A 16,592-nucleotide genomic window follows, 5' to 3' on the forward strand; every position below is an offset into this window, starting at 1 on the left:
TCCGTCCGAGTCGGCCGGGAGTCCGTTCACGCCCGTCCGGTTGATTCCGCCCGGGTTCATACAGCGGGTCATCCCGGGTTCATACAGAGACCCCGGTCATCGCGCGCGTCGGCCCGCGATGACCGGGGTCCACAGCTGTACACGGTCCACAGCTGTACCTGTGCTCGGCCTACAGCTGTACGGGGCCCCGCTGGCGTACCGCGTACCCCACCAGCCCCACCCCCACGGCGAGGACTCCGGCACCCGCGACCAGATACGGGATGGTGTCCCGGTCTCCGGTTTCGGTGAGCCGTAGTTGCTGTGCCGCCCCGGTGCGGTCGCTGTTCAGGCCGGGTTGCTCGGCGGTACCGTGCGCTGACGGCACGAACCACAGCACACAGAGCAGTGCACCTGCGACGATGGCGGTCAGAAGCGGTCGGCGCGCGACGGACACGGGCACGATCTCCCTTGGAACGGCGTCGAGTTGGTTGGACGCGCTGATGCTAGTGAAACCGGCCGGTCGGGGGAAATTCAGTCCCATGGTTGACTCGTCCGCGAAGCCCGGGAGTGGTATTCCCCACATCCCCCGGGTAAAAGGAACCGGGTGGCCCGATATGGGTGTTCAACTGGGTAGTTCGGTAGGGGAAATCGGCGACGATGGAGAAGCGTGTGATGACGGACAGCAAACGGCGCAGGAGCCTCGCGGTCGCGTCCGCGGTGCTCGGCGGGGTGCTCGTACTCTCTGCCTGCGGTGACGGCGGGGACAAGGGCGGCGCCGACAGCTCGAAGAACTCGCAGGCCAAGGTGGATGCCGCAGCGGCCAAGGAAGTCTCCGAGGCGCGAATAGCGATCCTGCCGAAGAACGGTTCGGCCAATGCGAGCATCAACAACGCCGCCAAGGTCACCGTCACGGAGGGCACCCTCACCGAGGTCACGATGACCACCGCGACGGGCACCCCCGTCAAGGGCTCGCTCGCCGCCGACGCCAAGAGCTGGAAGCCGGACGCCGCCCTGGAGCGTTCGACCTCGTACAAGATCGCGGCGACGGCGAAGGACGCCAAGGGCCTCACCGCCCACGAGAACTCCTCCTTCACCACCGTCTCGCCCGCCAAGAGCTTCATCGGTAACTTCACGCCCGAGGACGGTTCCACCGTCGGCGTCGGGATGCCGGTGTCGATCAACTTCAACAAGCCGATCACCAAGCGCAAGGCCGTGCAGTCCGCGATCACCGTCAGCTCCACCGGCGGCCAGGAGATCGTCGGCCACTGGTTCAACTCCCAGCGGCTGGACTTCCGCCCCGACCAGTACTGGCGCGAGAACTCCACCGTCACGCTGAAGCTCGCCCTGGACGGGGTCGAGGGCGCGGACGGGATCTTCGGGGTCCAGCAGAAGACGGTCACCTTCAAGATCGGCCGTAACCAGGTCTCCACCGTCGACGCCAGCTCCAAGACCATGACGGTCAAGCGCGACGGCAAGACGATCAAGACCATCCCGATCTCGGCGGGTGCCGCCGCCACGCCCACGTACAACGGTCAGATGGTGATCTCCGAGAAGTTCAAGGAGACCCGGATGAACGGTGCGACCGTCGGCTTCACGGACGACGACGGCAAGGGCGAGTACGACATCAAGGACGTCCCGCACGCCATGCGGCTCTCCACCTCGGGCACCTTCATCCACGGTAACTACTGGGGCCGTGGCATCTTCGGCAACGCCAACACCAGCCACGGCTGTGTCGGTCTGGCCGACGCCCAGGGTGCGAACGACCCGAACAAGCCGGGCGCCTGGTTCTACGACAACTCCATGATCGGCGATGTCGTGATCGTGAAGAACTCCAAGGACAAGACCATCCAGCCGGACAACGGTCTCAACGGCTGGAACATGGACTGGGCCGCCTGGAAGGCCGGTTCCGAGGTCTGATCCCGTCGCCTCCGCCCCTCAGTCGGGGGAGGCCGATACCGATACCGAAGCGAAGGCGGCGCCACCCCCGTGGGTGGCGCCGCCTTCCGTTGCCCCCGTACCCCCTGGCCGCGAGGTCACCCGGCCGGTCCGGATGTCCGAGCGAGTCGGCCCGCCGCAGGCTCACCGGCCCGAGCGGCGCGGCCCCGGCGTCAGGCCCCGGCGTCAGAGCCCGGCGCAGGGCCCGTCCTCAGGCTCGGAGGGGCGGACGGGGTCAGCAGTCCCCCGAGCGGGCCGGCCGGTAGCGCGAGTCCAGGCGGTACTCCCCGGCCCGTGGCACCGTCAGCCGGGTCCACTCGCCCTCCTCCCGCAGACACGCGCCCTCCGCCCGCAGCCACGGCGAGTACGCCACCCGAACCGTCGCCGAACCGGCCGCCGGCATCCGGACCACCAGCTCGGCCGCGTCGGAGCGCACCACCGTCGCCGGGGGCGACACCAGCGGCACCGCGTCCCGCACCCGGTAGATCGTCCAGTTCTCGTCCCGCCACACCCGCTCCAGCCACGCGGGCTCGGCCCGGACGAGCGCGGCCTCCTCCTCGGCGGGGCCGTCCGGCTGTCCGTGCGGGAGCACCACGAAGCCCACCGCCATGTGATCCAGCCACTGCCGATAGGTCGCCACCGTCAGCGACCCGTCGTAGAACAGTCGCCCGCGCTCCTTGTCGAGCTGACGGTTCCAGCCGCGGGCCATATTGATGTGCGGGGCCAGCCGGTCCGCCTCGCGGTGGTTGCGGGCCGGCACGACCTCGACCCGGGTGCGGTCGGCGCCCAGCCGGGCCAGCTCCCGTACGACACCGTCGGTCTCCGTGGCCCAGGACGGGACATCGGTGGAGACGACGAGATCGTCCTCCGTCTTGTCGACCAGCCAGGACACGTTCACGGCGAGGACGACCGCGAGCACACAGCGCAGGAACCCCGCCAGCACCGTGGCCCCGGTGCCCGTCAGCACCGCCGCGAGCAGGACCGGCGGCCCCGCGAGCCCCGCGAGCCGCTCCACGTTCGTACCGATCGGCGACGGGATGAAGTAGGTGAGGACGACACCGATGGCGTACACCCCCGCCCCGTACCGCACCAGACGCCACTCCCGCGGCACGGCGGCGACCACCGCGCCGCAGACCAGCAGGGGCAGCCACAGCTTCCCGGACGGCATGGGCATCTCCCCGGTGAACGGGAAGAGGAGCGTCACCACCGCCGTGATCACGACCGGTGGCACCACCAGCGCCAGGGCTTCGCGCCAGCGCCGGTCCAGCAGATTGGCCGCCGCCGCCACCACCAGGAAGAGCCCGGCGACCGGGCTCGCCAGGGTGGCGAACGCGGCGCAGCCGACGGCCACCGCCGTCCGGCGGACGTACACCAGCGCGAAGAGGCCGATCGCCACGCCCAGCGCGAAGGTCGTCCGCCCGGAGGCGACATTGGCCCAGAGCGCCGCCGCCCCCAGCAGCGCCGGCCACAGCGGCAGCCGCACTCCGCTCCGTACGACGAGCATGGCCAGCGCCCAGGTCGCGACGAGGCCGGCCAGGACCGAGACCGCGCGGACCCCGAAGGCCGCCATCAGCGGGGGAGCGAGCACGCTGTAGTTGGCGGTGTGCATCCCGCCGTACCAGGAGAGGTTGTACGCGGACGACGGGTGCGACTCCACGAAACCCGTCCACGCGAACTGGGCCGCGAGATCGCCGCCACCGGTCGCGAGCCAGCCAGCCCAGAGGACGTACAGCGGGACGACGGCGGCCGTCGCGATCAGCGGAACGCGCCACCAGGGTGGTGGCGCGTCCCGCTGACCGGTCGCGGTATCGGCCTCGCCGCCGCGCTCGGTCCGGTCGGTCGTCTCTGTCCGCTGTTCACTGATCCCCACACGCAAACCCTACTGTCGGGTCTTCGCCCGCCGACCGGTGCGTACGGGGGCGCACGGCCGGTACCCCACGCCCACCGGCCCCGCGCCGGGCGTGCGGCACGGTCCCGCGCGCACGTCACGGCCCCGGCCGACCGGCACCGAGGGGTCTGACGCGCCCACCCGGCGCCGGGCCGGAAATCACACCGCCGGGCACCGGGGCCGACAGCGCCGCGCGGGCGAACCGGTCAGGCCGCCGCCCGGCCCGCGCGCAACTCCAGCCGCTCACCGGCGAACCCGCTCCGGAACCGCCGGTCGTGCGACACCACGACCACTGCCCCCGGATAGCTCGCGAGCGCCTCCTCCAACTCCTCCACCAGGCTCAGCGCCACATGGTTCGTCGGCTCGTCCAGGACCAGGAGGTCGGCGGGCGACCTCAGCAGCCGGGCCAGCTCAAGCCGGCGCTGCTGACCGATGGAGAGCGCCGCGACCGGGACCCCCAGATCGTCCTCGTGGAACAGTCCGAGACCGAGCAGTTCGCCCGCGTACTCCTCCGGTGCCCCGCCCCGGCCCGCCGCGTACGCGCTCAACAGCGCGTCGGGGGACGGCGTGGCGGGCAGTTCCTGCGGCAGATAGCCGACTCGGACCCGCTCCTGACGGCGCACCGTGCCCGCGTCGGGGCGCAGCTCACCGGCGAGCACCCGCAGCAGCGTCGTCTTGCCCGCACCGTTCGGGCCGGTCACCAGCAACCGCTGGCCCGACTCCACCCGGAGCCCGGCCAGCCGCAGCCGGTCCCCGACGGCTATGTCCGTCAGTTCGGCCAACAGCCCCGAACGGCCCGTGGTGACGGGCCGGGCCGTGAACCGCAGCGGCTCGGGCGGCGCGGCCACCGGCTCCCGACGGAGCTGTTCGAGCCGCTGCCGGGCCGCCCGGACGTGCGCCGAGAGCTTGGCCTCGTGCGAACGGCGGTGCTTGCCGAAGCCCTCGCCCGGGTCCTTCCCGCTCGACGCCAGCCGCTGACCGGCCGCCGCGACCAGATCGGTGGTACGGGCCAGCTCGGCCAGCCACTCCTCGTGGTCCTGCGCCCAGCGGCGGCGGGCGGCGGCCTTCGCGGTCCGGTAGCCGGTCCAGCCGTCGCCGTAGCGGGTCACCGCGCGGGTGTCCCGGTCGACTTCGAGGATGGTGGTGGCGATCCGCTCCAGGAACGCCCGGTCATGGGTGACGGCGACGATCGTGCCGCGATGTGCCCGGAGCCGGTCCTCCAGCCACGCGGTGGCGGACCGGTCGAGATGGTTGGTCGGCTCGTCCAGCAGCAGCAACTCGGGCCCGGCCGCCAGCACACAGGCCAGCGCCAGCCGGCACTGCTCGCCGCCGGAGAGGGTGCCGATCTCCCGGTCCCGGCCGATCCGGCCGAGTCCGAGGCCGTGCAGGGCGGCGTCCACCCGGGCGTCCGCCTCATAGCCGCCGCGCTCCTCGAAGGCGGTGAGGAGGTCCCCGTACGCGGTGAACTCCCGCTCGTCCGCCTCCGAAAGCCGCTCCTCGGCCAGCCGCAGTCGCCGTTCCAGCTCGCGCAGTTCGGCGAGTGCGGCGTCGATGGCGTCCTGCACGGTGTGGTGGGGGCCGAGCCCGAAGGTCTGGGCGAGGGTCTGGGCGAGATGCCCGGTGCCACCGGGGGCGCTGACGGTGATCTCGCCGGTGTCGGGCGCCTCGGCCCCGGCGATCAGCCGCAGCAGGGTGGACTTGCCGGAGCCGTTCTCACCGATGACACCGGCGCGTTCACCGGGGCGGACGGTGAGGGTCACCTGGTCGAGCACGGAGCGGGTGCCGTACGACTTGGAGACGTCTTTCAAGGTCAATTGGGCGCGTTCGCGCATGGTGCTTTCCCTGGGGTGCGCGCCGGTGCGTCAGGGCACGGCGGGGCTGGGTTCTGGCCTGGGGCTGAGGGAAAGGGGGGACGACGCCGGTCGGGAGCGCGAGGCGGTGTCTTCGGACGGGCTTTGAAGACACGCCTACGAAGACACGCCTACGGCTCGGCGGTCACGACGTGATACGCCGCGACGGGAACGCCGGTGTGGTCCCGCGCCCGGGAATCAGATGAAGAAGTAGTGCTGGAATGAACCCATGGGGAAAGTGTAGCGAGGAGTGTTCGACGGGCCCATCGAAATAGCGGGAGCCGGCGCCCCTGCCGTACCCCTACCGCGGCTGCCGTACCGGGACCCTCGCCCCTTGCTGTTCCCGAACTCTCGCCGTGCTCGACGCATGGCAGCCGTACCCGATGCGTGGTCGTGCCCGGCCGTTTCGCCGGGAGCGCAACGCTCAACCCCTCCCGCCCGGGCCCGGCCCTCCTAGGCTGAGGCGGTGACCAGCCATGCGTCGAACCACGCCCGCGCCGTCCCCCCGCGTCCCGCCCAGACGGGCGCCGCCAGAGAGCCCCTGTGGCGCCATATCGTCGGCCAGGTGCTGCGGCGTGAGCGGCTCGCGCAGGAACGGACGCTGAAGGACGTCGCGGACGCGGCCCGGATCTCGATGCCCTATCTCTCCGAGATCGAGCGCGGGCGCAAGGAGGCGTCGTCCGAGGTGCTCGCGGCGGCGGCCCGGGCGTTGGGGCTCGGGCTGGCCGATCTGCTCGCCCTGGTCCACGGCGAGCTGGCGCCGAGCCGGAGCGCCCGGCCCGACGCACGCGCCGCCGCCGTCCCCGTCACCCCGATCCCTTCGCTCGCCTCGGTCACCTCGCGGGCGGCGCTGTCCCACACCGGGTGGGGTACGGCCGGCCACCAGGGTGGGGTACGGCTGGCCGCCTGAGCCGTCCGGGGGGCCGATCCTTCGCGCCCCCCGGGGCGTTCTACCAGGTCAGCGCCCGACGGCCGAGCACCTCATCGGCCAGCCCGTACGCCACCGCCTCCTCCGCCGCCAAGACCTTGTCCCGGTCCATGTCCGCCCGCAGGGCCGCCGTGTCCCGTCCCGTGTGCCGCGACAGCACCTCCTCCACCTGCGAGCGGATCCGCAGCATTTCCTTCGCCTCCAGGGTCAGATCCGAGACCACACCCTGCCGGCCGCTGCTCGCGGGCTGCCCCAGCAGCACCCGGGAGTGCTCCAGGACGAACCGGCGCCCCGGATCGCCTCCGGCCAGCAGCACGGCCGCCGTGGAGGCCGCCTGCCCGACGCAGAAGGTGGAGATCGGCGCGCGGACGAACGACATGGTGTCGTAGATCGCCATGAGCGAGGTGAAGGAGCCACCGGGCGAATTGAGATAGATCGCGATCTCGCGCTCGGGGCTGGACGATTCGAGATGGAGAAGTTGCGCGATGACGACGTTCGCGACGCCGTCGTCGATCTGGGTACCGATGAAGATGATCCGCTCGGAGAGCAGCCGGCTGTAGATGTCGTACGCCCGCTCGCCCTGCGGCGTGCGCTCGATCACGGTCGGAATCGTGTACTGGCTCATCTCACAGCCCCACCCGTCGCCGCGGACCGGCCGGGCGGATGTCGTCGAGCGATGAGACCACCCGGTCGACCATCCCGTACGCCCTGGCCTGTTCCGCCGTGAACCACCGGTCGCGGTCGCCGTCCCGGGAGATCGTCTCCTCGGTCTGCCCGGTGTGCTCCGCCGTGATCCGTTCCACGGCCTTCTTGGTGAACTGCAGATTCTCCGCCTGGATCGCGATGTCGGCGGCGGTGCCCCCGATCCCCGCGGACGGCTGATGCATCATGATCCGCGCGTTGGGCAGCGCGAAACGCTTGCCCGCCGTCCCGACCGTGACGAGGAACTGCCCCATGCTCGCGGCGAATCCCATGGCGAGGGTCGAGACGTCGTTGGGGATCAGCCGCATGGTGTCGTAGATGGCCAGCCCGGCCGTCACCGAACCGCCCGGGCTGTTGATGTAGAGACCGATATCGGTACGCGGGTCCTCGGCGGACAGCAGCAGGAGCTGCGCGCAGACCCGGTTGGCGGAGACCTCGTCCACCTGTGTGCCGAGGAAGACGATCCGCTGTTCGAGCAGCCGCCCGGCCAACTGGTCGTCGAACGCGGTCGCGGGGGTGTCGCCGTCGGTGGCGCGCGGGGTCAGTGCCGGGTCCCATCCGGTGCGGGTCGATGGCATCGGGCCTCCTGTGTCGTGGTGGTGGTCACCACTGTGTGCCCGCCGCCACCGTCGGACCGGCGTTCTCGGCCCGCGGCAGATTAGCTACCGGCAGAGCCTTGGTCCGGGGGGCGCTCGACTGCGGGGGACACCGCCCCCGACCAGCCGTGATCCACGGCCGGGTGGGTGCCTTGCCCGCTGCCTCGCCAGCCGTGATCCATGGGCGGTCAGACGGCCTCGACCAGCCGGGCCTCGCCCCGGAACACCTGGGTGGTGTGCCACCGCACATACTCGGGCGCGATCCGGTCACTGCCGCCCTGCGGGCCGAGGAGAGCCCGGCCGGTGAGGCCGAGCACCTGACTCCTGGCGACATCGCCCCGGCCGACGAACTCCCGCGAGACCGTGATCCGGCGGTCCGCGTCCAGACCCATCGCACCCCGGTCGAAGAGCTTGTGGTGCAGGGAACACAGACAGAGGCAGTTGGCGAGCGTGTCCGGCCCCTCGAAGGCCCACCAGCGGACGTGCGCCGCTTCCAGCCCGACCGGCACCCGGCCTATCGACCCGTCGAAGCCGCAGAACGCGCAGCGGTACTCATAGGCGACCAGCACCCGCCCGCGCAGCTCGGCCGCACGGCGCCGTTCGGGGACGGTACGGGTCACGAGGGCCGTACCGCCGGCCAGCTCCAGTTCGAGGCCCACGGCGGCGGCGATGTCCGCGTGGATCGACGGTGGGAAGTGGATGTCCAGCAGCAGTTGGGACAGCCGCCCGAGCAGCCAGGGATCCACCCCGAGCGCCTCCCGCAGCCCCACCGCGAGCCGCCCCTCGGCACCACTGTCCCGCAACACCCGCACCCCCGTCCCCGGGCTCCCCGCACCGTCCGCGGTGCGCACCTCCCAGACGTCGTCGCTGGTGAGGTGGTGAAAGGGGTACGCGGGTGAAGTGCGGCGCGGCGGACCGTAGTCCTGTAGCAGCTCCGCCAGATCGGATTCGATGTCCGAGTACCGCAACGCTTCCTCGGGCCCCCGCCGAAACCGCCCCAGCGCGTACAGCATCAACAACGGCTTGTGCGGCGCCCGCGCCCCGTTCTGGCTCCACTGGCGCAGGTTTCCCACCCGTTCGATCCAGTCCATGCGACGGGACTCTAGAGCGGGTCACCCGGGGTCGAACAGCCGGGGCGTCCGCGGTGATCGGCGCGGATATCCGCGTGGTCGGGCAGATGATCACCTTGCGGGCGGGAGGCGGCTGGCGGGCGGGCGGGCGGGCGGGCGGGAGGCGGCTGGCGGAGGGGTCAGCCATCCGCCTTGGCCACGCCGATCGGGCAGCTCACGCCCGTGCCGCCGATGCCGCAGTACCCACCGGGGTTCTTGTCCAGGTACTGCTGGTGGTATCCCTCGGCCGGATAGAAGGGCCGCTCATCAGCGGGCAGCAGCTCCGTCGTGATCGCGCCGTGGCCCGAGGCCGTCAGGACCTTCTGGTACGCCTCGCGGGATGCCTCGGCGGCCTCGGCCTGGGCGGGGGAGTGGGTGTAGATCGCGGAGCGGTACTGGGTGCCCACGTCATTGCCCTGGCGGAAGCCCTGGGTCGGGTTGTGGGACTCCCAGAACACCTTCAGCAGCTGTTCGTAGGAGACCAGCGAGGGGTCGAAGACCACGCGGACCGCTTCCGTGTGGCCCGTCATGCCCGAGCACGCCTCGTCGTAGGTGGGGTTCGGGGTCGAGCCGCCCTGGTAGCCGACGAGGGTCGTCCAGACGCCCGGCGTCTGCCAGAAGATGCGCTCGGCACCCCAGAAACAGCCCAGACCGAAGTCCGCGGTCTCCAGGCCCTCCGGATAGGGGCCGAGTAGCGGTGTGTCGAGGACCGTGTGGCGCTCGGGGACCGGGAAGGCCGGGTCAGGGCGGCCCTTCAGTGCCTGGTCAGGGGTGGGTAGCTGGGGGACGCGATGAGACAGGAACATGCGAGGGCTCCTTGGTATGGCCGACTTCTGTCGAAACGTACGGACGGTGACTCGCATTCCCCGAGGCGCGCGCGGCAAGGGTGGGGACGGCGAAACGACGGACGGCGGCGGAAGGGCGGCTCGGGCGCCCAGGGCCCGGACGGCTGCCGGAGATCCGTCCGGCCCCCGGGAGCGGGAGGGGGCGGAGTGCCGTGTGTCGCGTGGCCCGTGTGCCACCGCCACCGCCTCACTGCCTCACCGCCACCGCCACCGCCACCGCCTCACCGCGACAGCGTCGCCGGGCTGCCGCCGCTCGACTCGTAACCCGCGACCGCCAGATTCCGGAAGATCGTGTACTCGGCGGCCGGGTCCGCGCTGAGCGTCCACGGCAGCGCGCCCACATGGCCGTCCACCCGCACTAGCTGGTGCATGGCGTCCGTCCACCGCTGCGCGCCCACGAGGAACAGCACCAGTAGATGCCGCACATGTGCCGTCATCGGATCGTCCGCGCGCGCCGAGTGCACCGCGTGGAGCGCGCCCTGGACCGCCTTGCTCACCACCGCGCTCTCGTGGAAACTCCGCACCATCACCAGGTCGGAGATGTGCTCGTACACCGCGAACAGGGGCAGTGCGGCCAGCAGCGACCCCTGGGGGGCCCGGGCCGCGGCCGTCGTCGCGAAGTGGTCCGCCTCCTCGCGGCTGCCGTGCCACTTCTCGCACCAGTAGTGCAGGGCCGCTATGTGCGCACCCATGTGCCGCGGCGCCCGGTCGATCACCTTCGCCCACACCTGGTCGAACTGCTCGTGCGGGTAGCCCAGGCCGCGGGCGACGGCCAGCTCCACGATGTACGGAACGGGGTCGCCGGGGGCGAGCAGGGCCGCGTCGCCGCAGACCGTACGCGCCTCCTCCAGGATGATCCGGAAGTCGTCCTCGCCCACGGAGGACGACCGCCACGCCTGCTGGACCAGGAACTCCGCGTGCACCTGGGCGGCGCCCGCGTCCTTCGGGGATTCGGAGCGCCAGTCGCGCAGCCAGGCCCCACCCACGCCGGGCCGCTGCGCCAGCTCCAGCGATGCCGCTCCGGCGAACGCCTGCACCCGCTGCCAGCGGAGCTCGCCCTCCTGCGGCGTCCCGGCGAGGAGCTGGGCCGCCGCGCGCCACTCCTGGGTCCGCTGGACCACATCAAGGACGTCGAGAAGCTCCTGGTCGGGGCCGGGGAGACGGATGTCCTGCTCCTCCTGCCGGAGGAATCCATAGGTCTCCGGGTCCACGGCGTCGGGGGAGCCGGGCGCGACCTGGTGGATACCGCGACCACCGCGGCGGCGCAGCACATACGGGCCGATGACCGCGGCCAGCAGACCCATCGCGAACAGGAACAAGAGAATCTCCATGCGTCCCATTGTCCTGGACGCGCCGCGCACCGGACCACACCCTGTGGACAACCCGGCTCCTGTGGACAACCCGGTGGCCCGCACCCGGTGGCCCCCCACCCGGAAGCCCCCGCGTCCCCCGGCTCCGCCCCGTACCCGTACCCGTACATCCGTCCTGTCCGTACGTTCGTCATGCTCCCGCAACGCGCCCGCCACCTCGGGCAATGTGCCCGCAACACCCGCGCCACGGCCGGACCGCGTCCCCGCGGACCGGGCCCACGAGCACCCTCCCACCGCCGCTACCCTCGTGAGTCATGAGCCACCAGCACAGCTTCGACAGCCTGGAGACCCTCGCCATTCACGCGGGCAACACAGCCGACCCGCTGACCGGTGCGGTCGTCCCGCCCATTTATCAGGTGTCCACCTACAAGCAGGACGGTGTGGGGGGACTGCGCGGCGGTTACGAGTACAGCCGCAGCGCCAACCCGACGCGTACCGCGCTTGAGGAGAACCTCGCGGCGCTGGAGGGTGGCCGGCGCGGGCTCGCCTTCGCGTCCGGTCTCGCGGCGGAGGACTGCCTGCTGCGGACGCTCCTCGAACCCGGCGACCACGTCGTCATCCCCAACGACGCGTACGGCGGCACCTTCCGCCTCTTCGCGAAGGTCGTCGCCCGCTGGGGCGTCGAGTGGTCGGTGGCTGACACCTCCGACCCGGCCGCCGTGCGCGCGGCCCTCACCTCGAAGACCAAGCTGATCTGGGTCGAGACCCCGTCCAATCCGCTGCTCAACATCACCGACATCGCCGCGCTGGCGGAGATCGCGCGCGGCGCCGGTGTCCGGTTGGTCGTCGACAACACCTTCGCGAGCCCCTATCTGCAGCAGCCGATCGCGCTCGGCGCCGATCTCGTCGTGCACTCGCTCACGAAGTACATGGGCGGGCACTCGGACGTCGTCGGCGGTGCGCTGATCGCCGCGGACGAGGCGGTCGGCGAGGAGCTGGCGTACCACCAGAACGCGATGGGCGCGGTTGCCGGTCCGTTCGACTCCTGGCTGGTGCTGCGGGGCATCAAGACCCTGCCGGTCCGGATGGACCGGCACAGCGAGAACGCCGTACGGGTCGCGGAGATGCTCACCCGCCACCCGAAGGTCACCCGGGTCCTCTACCCGGGGCTGTCGGACCATCCCGGCCACGAGATCGCCGCGAAGCAGATGAAGTCCTTCGGCGGCATGGTCTCCTTCCGGGTCGAGGGCGGCGAGGAGGCGGCGGTGGAGATCTGCAACCGTGCCCAGCTCTTCACGCTCGGTGAATCGCTCGGTGGGGTCGAGTCCCTGATCGAGCACCCGGGTCGGATGACGCACGCCTCGGTGGCGGGTTCGGCGCTGGAGGTTCCGGGCGATCTGGTGCGTCTGTCGGTGGGCATCGAGTCGGCCGACGACCTGCTGGCCGATCTTCAGCAGGCCCTGGGCCGCTGACGCGCGGTGACCGCGCTCCCCTCCCGCACCGGGGCCCCCGGTGCGGGAGCCCGCCGAGCCGGTAAGGAGAGAGCCGGCGCCCTCGTCCGGGGGCGCCGGCTCGATCATTCGCATGCTGGAGGGAAACCCTCCTTGGCGAGTGAGGCGAGTGAGGCGAAGGGGCCGTGCGGGTGCCGAAAGGGAGGGCCCGGCGTGACCCGGGCGGTCCCGAGGGACGAGGGATCGAGCACGATCACCTTCAGGACACGCTCAAAGCCCCCCGGAGGCGAACCGAGCCCTCGAAGAGGGAACCCGTACCGCGGGTGCGCTCAGGCGGGGACCTTCTCGGTCTCCAACCCGGCGCGGATCTGTTCGCGCAGCTCGTCGGAGTCCGTGTGACTGTGCACGGACACCGCGTGCTCGGACGCCGCCCGGACGACTTCCTCCTCCTCGCCCGCGATGGTGAGGGTGCAGTTCATCTCACTCGGGAACTTACGACAGTCGGCTACTTTCCTGGTCATAACGGCCTCCTAGGTGCCGTTCTTGCACCATTTGTTCCAGGGTAGACCTGTTACCAGCCTTCCAGCGTCGGCGTGGTCTCCATCGCTCCCCTGGGCTCCGCGTGCACTGCCCAGACGGTGAAGACGACGGCTGTGACCAGCAACAACACCCAGCCGGTCCAGCGCGCCGCCCGTTTGCGGCGCAGTACCCGCGCGCCCAGCAGGATGGCCCGCGCGGCCAGATCCGGTGGGATCGGCGCGGGACGGGTCGCCAGCATCCGACGGACCCGGTCCTCCCGGCGGTTCGGCCGGCTCATGACGCCGTCTCCGCCGGTGCGGGTGCCGGAGTGGAAGTCGGGGTGGGCGTGGGTGCGGGTGCCGGGGTGGAAGCCGGTGCGGGCGTCGGTGCGGCGGCGGTCAGGGGTGCCGGTGTCGCGTCGCAGACCGTCCCCACCGCCCGGCGGCAGATCGCGCGGACCCGCCCCACCGGCAGCCCGGTCACCGCCGCCGTCTGTTCCTCGGCAATTCCCTCGTACAGTCGCAGTACCACGATCAGACGCTCTCGGGGGGTGAGTACGCCCAGTGGCCCGCCCCGCGCCCGCTGGTGACGCCGGGCGTGGCGGGCGAAACGGACGGTGAGGTCCGTACGGGTCCGGTCGTACGGGTCCTCGCCCCGCAGCCGGTCCCACTCCGCGTAGGTGTGCGCCAGCGCCGTGGTCAGCAGCCGACGCGCGTGCGGATTGTGCTCCGGGGTCTCGGCGGTCAGCAGGGTGGCGGCGTGCAACAGCCGCCCGGCCGCACCCGCGACGAACGCTTCGAACTCGCGGGCGCGGCGACGCCGCGCTTCCGTACGCCGCTCGCTCACCTCCTCATATAGAGGCAGTCGCGCGGCGCTGGTCAAGAGGTCGGCGCGGCCCTGTTGTCGGCATACCCAGGTTGTCGGCGTACCAGGGTCGTGCTGCCGGTGGGACAGGTCCCCTGCCGTCCTCGTGCAAGGTGAGAAGGGAAGAGAGGGGAAGAGAGGCGAGTCGGAGGAGGGTCAGGAGGGGCTCGACGGCACCTCCGTACTCATATGGGGCAGCGCGGCGTGATCCATCGGCGCCAGTCCTGACTGACGCGCCGAGAGCGCGGTGTTGAAACGGGTGAGCAGGGCGCAGAAGGAGTCCCGCTCGATCTCCGTCCAGCCCTCCGTGACCCGTGCCATCAGCTCGCGCCGGGAGGAACGGACCTCTTCGAGCCGGGCCTGTCCGCGCGGGGACAGTTGGAGTACGACGGCCCGGCCGTCCTCGGGGTGCGAGGTGCGTTTGACGAGGCCGGTGTCGACGAGCGGCGCGACCTGCCGGGTGACGGTGGATGAGTCGATGCCCATCCCAGCGGCGAGGGCTTTCACTCCCATCGGCCCCTCCAGGTCGAGCCGGTTGAGCAGTAGATATGCGGCCCGGTCCATGGAGTTGCGGACCTGGCCGACCCCGCCGAGTCGGGTCTGCTCCGCGCGACGCGCGAAGAGGGCGACCTGGTGCTGGAGAGCATCGAGGAGGCCGGGGTCGAGATGAGTCGTCATGTCCTGAGAAGTGGGCATGGCCAGGGGGCTCTCTCGTGCGGTGGGCGATTGGTGGGGGACAGAGTACGCGGCTGTGAGGTGGTCCGTAGAGGGTTGGGAAAACCGGTGGGAAAGCGGCACACAAGCGGTGACGGGCCGATGGCGGACCGGTGCGAAGACCCCATGTTCGTACGGGTGATGGGCTCTTCGGCGCGGGTGTCCACCGTGTGGACACCGACCCCCGCGTGATGATCGCGGGCCCCGCGCGGGAGGGGGGTCCGTACGGCAGGGGAAGCCGCTGTCGGACCCGGCTGCGAGACTTGCCGTATGAGCTTCCGTTCGACCCACACCTTCCGGCCGGTCATCCTCGACGACGTCCGGGGGGCCCAGAAGATGCTCGCCGGCGTGGCGCGGATGACCGCGATGGAGGGCAGCAGGCATCTGTCCCGGCTGGTGGGCGCCCCGGTCCGGTTCAAGTGCGAGAACCTCCAGCGGACCGGCTCCTTCAAACTGCGCGGCGCGTACGTACGAATCTCGGGGCTCCGGCCGGAAGAGCGCGCGGCGGGCGTCGTCGCCGCATCGGCCGGGAACCACGCACAGGGTGTGGCCCTCGCCTCCTCGCTGCTGGGGGTGCGTTCCACCGTGTTCATGCCGGTGGGGGCGCCGCTGCCCAAGGTCGCGGCGACGCGGGAGTACGGCGCGGACGTCCGGCTGCACGGCCAGGTGATCGAGGAGACCCTCGAAGCCGCCGAGGAGTACGCCCGGGAGACGGGCGCGGTCTTCATCCACCCCTTCGACCACCCCGACATCATCGCCGGGCAGGGCACGGTCGGGCTGGAGATCCTGGAGCAGTGCCCGGAGGTGCGCACCATCGTCGTCGGTATCGGCGGCGGCGGTCTGGCGGCCGGTATCGCGGTGGCGGTGAAGGCCCTGCGTCCGGATGTGCGCGTGGTCGGGGTGCAGGCGGAGGGCGCGGCGGCCTATCCGCCCTCGCTGGCGGCCGGGCACCCGGTGTCGGTCGACGCGCCGGTGACGATGGCGGACGGGATCAAGGTGGGCCGCCCCGGCGATGTCCCGTTCAAAATCATTGGCGATCTGGTGGACGAAGTCCGTACGGTCTCCGAGGACGCGCTCTCCAGCGCGCTGCTGCTCTGTCTGGAGCGGGCGAAGCTCGTCGTGGAGCCCGCGGGGGCGGCTCCGGTGGCGGCGCTGCTGAGTGATCCGGAGTCCTTCCGGGGCCCGGTGGTCGCCGTGCTGTCAGGAGGCAACGTCGACCCTCTGCTGTTGCAGCGGCTGCTGCGGCACGGGATGGCGGCGGCCGGAAGGTATCTGTCACTGCGGCTGCGGCTGACGGACCGCCCGGGGGCGCTGGCCGCGCTCCTGGGGTCGTTGTCAGTGCTCGATGCCAATGTTCTCGATGTGAGTCATGTACGGACCGACCCTCGGCTCGGGCTCACGGAGGCGGAGGTGGAGCTCCAATTGGAGACGAAGGGGCCGGAGCACTGCGAGGAGGTCGCGACGGCCCTGCGGGGGGCGGGGTACACGGTCGCGGTCACGGGCTGAGCGGGTTTCCGGGCTGAGCGGTTCCCGGGCCAGGAGTGTCCCGGTCAGAGGTGTCCGGGGCCAGGAGTGTCCCGGGTCGGACGGCCCGTCGCCGTGTGGGCAGGCGCGCGGCTCGCTCTGGCGACCCCGCCGCGACGGGGCGCGGGCCTGGCCTCGCCGTCGGTTCCACCCCCCGGAAGAGCGTGCGCGATACATGAGCGCGATGTATCGCGAGCCTCTTGAGAGTCGCGATACATCGCGTTACGGTAAGGGCTTGCCGAGCCCCCGTCAGGCCCTGGCGTGCCCTCGCCAAGTGCTCCTGACCTCGCGCCGGCCATGGCGAAAGCCGTGAACTACTGCAAATCTGGGCATTTAGTACGGAGTGCCCGCAGCCCATCCACGCAACCGACCTCCATC

The 16,592-nt window shown here is 71.3% G+C and carries 16 protein-coding genes; 4 read left to right on the top strand and 12 right to left on the bottom strand.

The features are described 5' to 3' along the window. Positions 1-169 precede the first annotated feature (169 nt). Positions 170-439: a hypothetical protein gene (locus tag ACH4S7_RS08965; protein WP_398520418.1), complete on the bottom strand. Its 270-nt coding sequence runs from the start codon at positions 437-439 to the stop codon at positions 170-172. A 197-nt stretch (positions 440-636) separates the two neighbouring features. Here ACH4S7_RS08965 and ACH4S7_RS08970 point away from each other — a divergent pair, with 197 nt between their 5' ends. Beyond that, on the top strand, positions 637-1,896 hold the full coding sequence (locus tag ACH4S7_RS08970) for an Ig-like domain-containing protein (protein ID WP_398520419.1): 1,260 nt from the start codon (positions 637-639) through the stop codon (positions 1,894-1,896). A 253-nt stretch (positions 1,897-2,149) separates the two neighbouring features. Here ACH4S7_RS08970 and ACH4S7_RS08975 read toward each other — a convergent pair whose 3' ends face one another. Next, complete coding sequence (locus tag ACH4S7_RS08975; protein WP_398520719.1) at positions 2,150-3,673, bottom strand: hypothetical protein; 1,524 nt, start codon at positions 3,671-3,673, stop codon at positions 2,150-2,152. Positions 3,674-4,008: 335 nt separating this feature from the next. Beyond that, complete coding sequence (abc-f, locus tag ACH4S7_RS08980; RefSeq protein ID WP_398520420.1) at positions 4,009-5,634, bottom strand: ribosomal protection-like ABC-F family protein; 1,626 nt, start codon at positions 5,632-5,634, stop codon at positions 4,009-4,011. A gap of 484 nt (positions 5,635-6,118) precedes the next feature. Here abc-f and ACH4S7_RS08985 point away from each other — a divergent pair, with 484 nt between their 5' ends. Further along, positions 6,119-6,562, top strand: coding sequence for a helix-turn-helix domain-containing protein (locus tag ACH4S7_RS08985; protein WP_398520421.1), 444 nt, complete (start codon positions 6,119-6,121; stop codon positions 6,560-6,562). Positions 6,563-6,602: 40 nt separating this feature from the next. Here the strand turns inward: ACH4S7_RS08985 and ACH4S7_RS08990 are convergent, their stop codons facing one another. The 5 genes from ACH4S7_RS08990 to ACH4S7_RS09010 form a co-directional block, all read right to left on the bottom strand. Next, positions 6,603-7,205 carry a ClpP family protease gene (locus tag ACH4S7_RS08990; RefSeq protein ID WP_398520422.1) on the bottom strand — a complete coding sequence of 201 codons (603 nt, stop codon included), beginning with the start codon at positions 7,203-7,205 and terminating at the stop codon, positions 6,603-6,605. Position 7,206: 1 nt separating this feature from the next. Beyond that, on the bottom strand, positions 7,207-7,860 hold the full coding sequence (locus tag ACH4S7_RS08995) for an ATP-dependent Clp protease proteolytic subunit (protein WP_398520423.1): 654 nt from the start codon (positions 7,858-7,860) through the stop codon (positions 7,207-7,209). A gap of 206 nt (positions 7,861-8,066) precedes the next feature. Next, entirely contained in the window at positions 8,067-8,969 is a 903-nt protein-coding gene (locus ACH4S7_RS09000; RefSeq protein ID WP_398520424.1) for a phosphorothioated DNA-binding restriction endonuclease, read from the bottom strand. Between the two features lie 158 nt (positions 8,970-9,127). Beyond that, positions 9,128-9,793 carry a peptide-methionine (S)-S-oxide reductase MsrA gene (gene msrA / locus ACH4S7_RS09005; RefSeq protein ID WP_398520425.1) on the bottom strand — a complete coding sequence of 222 codons (666 nt, stop codon included), beginning with the start codon at positions 9,791-9,793 and terminating at the stop codon, positions 9,128-9,130. Between the two features lie 260 nt (positions 9,794-10,053). Then, the gene (locus tag ACH4S7_RS09010; RefSeq protein WP_398520426.1) at positions 10,054-11,163 is read right to left on the bottom strand and encodes a hypothetical protein; all 1,110 of its coding nucleotides are present in this window, start codon (positions 11,161-11,163) and stop codon (positions 10,054-10,056) included. Positions 11,164-11,456: 293 nt separating this feature from the next. Here ACH4S7_RS09010 and ACH4S7_RS09015 point away from each other — a divergent pair, with 293 nt between their 5' ends. Then, entirely contained in the window at positions 11,457-12,614 is a 1,158-nt protein-coding gene (locus tag ACH4S7_RS09015; RefSeq protein ID WP_398520427.1) for a cystathionine gamma-synthase, read from the top strand. 308 nt (positions 12,615-12,922) lie between these two features. On the opposite strand, the gene ACH4S7_RS09020 is transcribed toward ACH4S7_RS09015, so the two are convergent. From ACH4S7_RS09020 to ACH4S7_RS09035, 4 genes are all read right to left on the bottom strand, one after another. After that, the gene (locus ACH4S7_RS09020) at positions 12,923-13,114 is read right to left on the bottom strand and encodes a DUF1059 domain-containing protein (protein WP_398520428.1); all 192 of its coding nucleotides are present in this window, start codon (positions 13,112-13,114) and stop codon (positions 12,923-12,925) included. A gap of 50 nt (positions 13,115-13,164) precedes the next feature. Continuing rightward, positions 13,165-13,410, bottom strand: a complete 246-nt coding sequence (locus ACH4S7_RS09025; RefSeq protein ID WP_398520429.1) for a hypothetical protein — start codon at positions 13,408-13,410, stop codon at positions 13,165-13,167. Further along, entirely contained in the window at positions 13,407-13,958 is a 552-nt protein-coding gene (locus tag ACH4S7_RS09030; protein WP_398520430.1) for a sigma factor-like helix-turn-helix DNA-binding protein, read from the bottom strand. The genes ACH4S7_RS09025 and ACH4S7_RS09030 overlap by 4 nt, the downstream gene beginning before the upstream one ends. A gap of 174 nt (positions 13,959-14,132) precedes the next feature. Continuing rightward, positions 14,133-14,672, bottom strand: a complete 540-nt coding sequence (locus ACH4S7_RS09035) for a MarR family winged helix-turn-helix transcriptional regulator (protein ID WP_398520431.1) — start codon at positions 14,670-14,672, stop codon at positions 14,133-14,135. Positions 14,673-14,960: 288 nt separating this feature from the next. Between ACH4S7_RS09035 and ilvA the strand changes: the two genes are divergently transcribed. Then, the gene (gene ilvA / locus ACH4S7_RS09040) at positions 14,961-16,196 is read left to right on the top strand and encodes a threonine ammonia-lyase (RefSeq protein ID WP_398520432.1); all 1,236 of its coding nucleotides are present in this window, start codon (positions 14,961-14,963) and stop codon (positions 16,194-16,196) included. The last annotated feature ends 396 nt before the right edge of the window (positions 16,197-16,592 follow it).

This window comes from Streptomyces sp. NPDC020965 (genome assembly GCF_044333555.1).
In the GTDB taxonomy this organism is placed as follows: Bacteria; Actinomycetota; Actinomycetes; order Streptomycetales; family Streptomycetaceae; genus Streptomyces.

Coding starts and splice junctions, on each gene's coding strand:
- ilvA (WP_398520432.1), top strand. CDS start 14,961: ATGAGCTTCCGTTCGACCCACACCTTCCGGCCGGTCATCCTCGACGAC.
- abc-f (WP_398520420.1), bottom strand. CDS start 5,634: ATGCGCGAACGCGCCCAATTGACCTTGAAAGACGTCTCCAAGTCGTAC.
- ACH4S7_RS09010 (WP_398520426.1), bottom strand. CDS start 11,163: ATGGAGATTCTCTTGTTCCTGTTCGCGATGGGTCTGCTGGCCGCGGTC.
- ACH4S7_RS08990 (WP_398520422.1), bottom strand. CDS start 7,205: ATGAGCCAGTACACGATTCCGACCGTGATCGAGCGCACGCCGCAGGGC.
- ACH4S7_RS09000 (WP_398520424.1), bottom strand. CDS start 8,969: ATGGACTGGATCGAACGGGTGGGAAACCTGCGCCAGTGGAGCCAGAAC.
- ACH4S7_RS09035 (WP_398520431.1), bottom strand. CDS start 14,672: ATGCCCACTTCTCAGGACATGACGACTCATCTCGACCCCGGCCTCCTC.
- ACH4S7_RS09015 (WP_398520427.1), top strand. CDS start 11,457: ATGAGCCACCAGCACAGCTTCGACAGCCTGGAGACCCTCGCCATTCAC.
- ACH4S7_RS09025 (WP_398520429.1), bottom strand. CDS start 13,410: ATGAGCCGGCCGAACCGCCGGGAGGACCGGGTCCGTCGGATGCTGGCG.
- msrA (WP_398520425.1), bottom strand. CDS start 9,793: ATGTTCCTGTCTCATCGCGTCCCCCAGCTACCCACCCCTGACCAGGCA.
- ACH4S7_RS08995 (WP_398520423.1), bottom strand. CDS start 7,860: ATGCCATCGACCCGCACCGGATGGGACCCGGCACTGACCCCGCGCGCC.
- ACH4S7_RS09020 (WP_398520428.1), bottom strand. CDS start 13,114: ATGACCAGGAAAGTAGCCGACTGTCGTAAGTTCCCGAGTGAGATGAAC.
- ACH4S7_RS08970 (WP_398520419.1), top strand. CDS start 637: ATGGAGAAGCGTGTGATGACGGACAGCAAACGGCGCAGGAGCCTCGCG.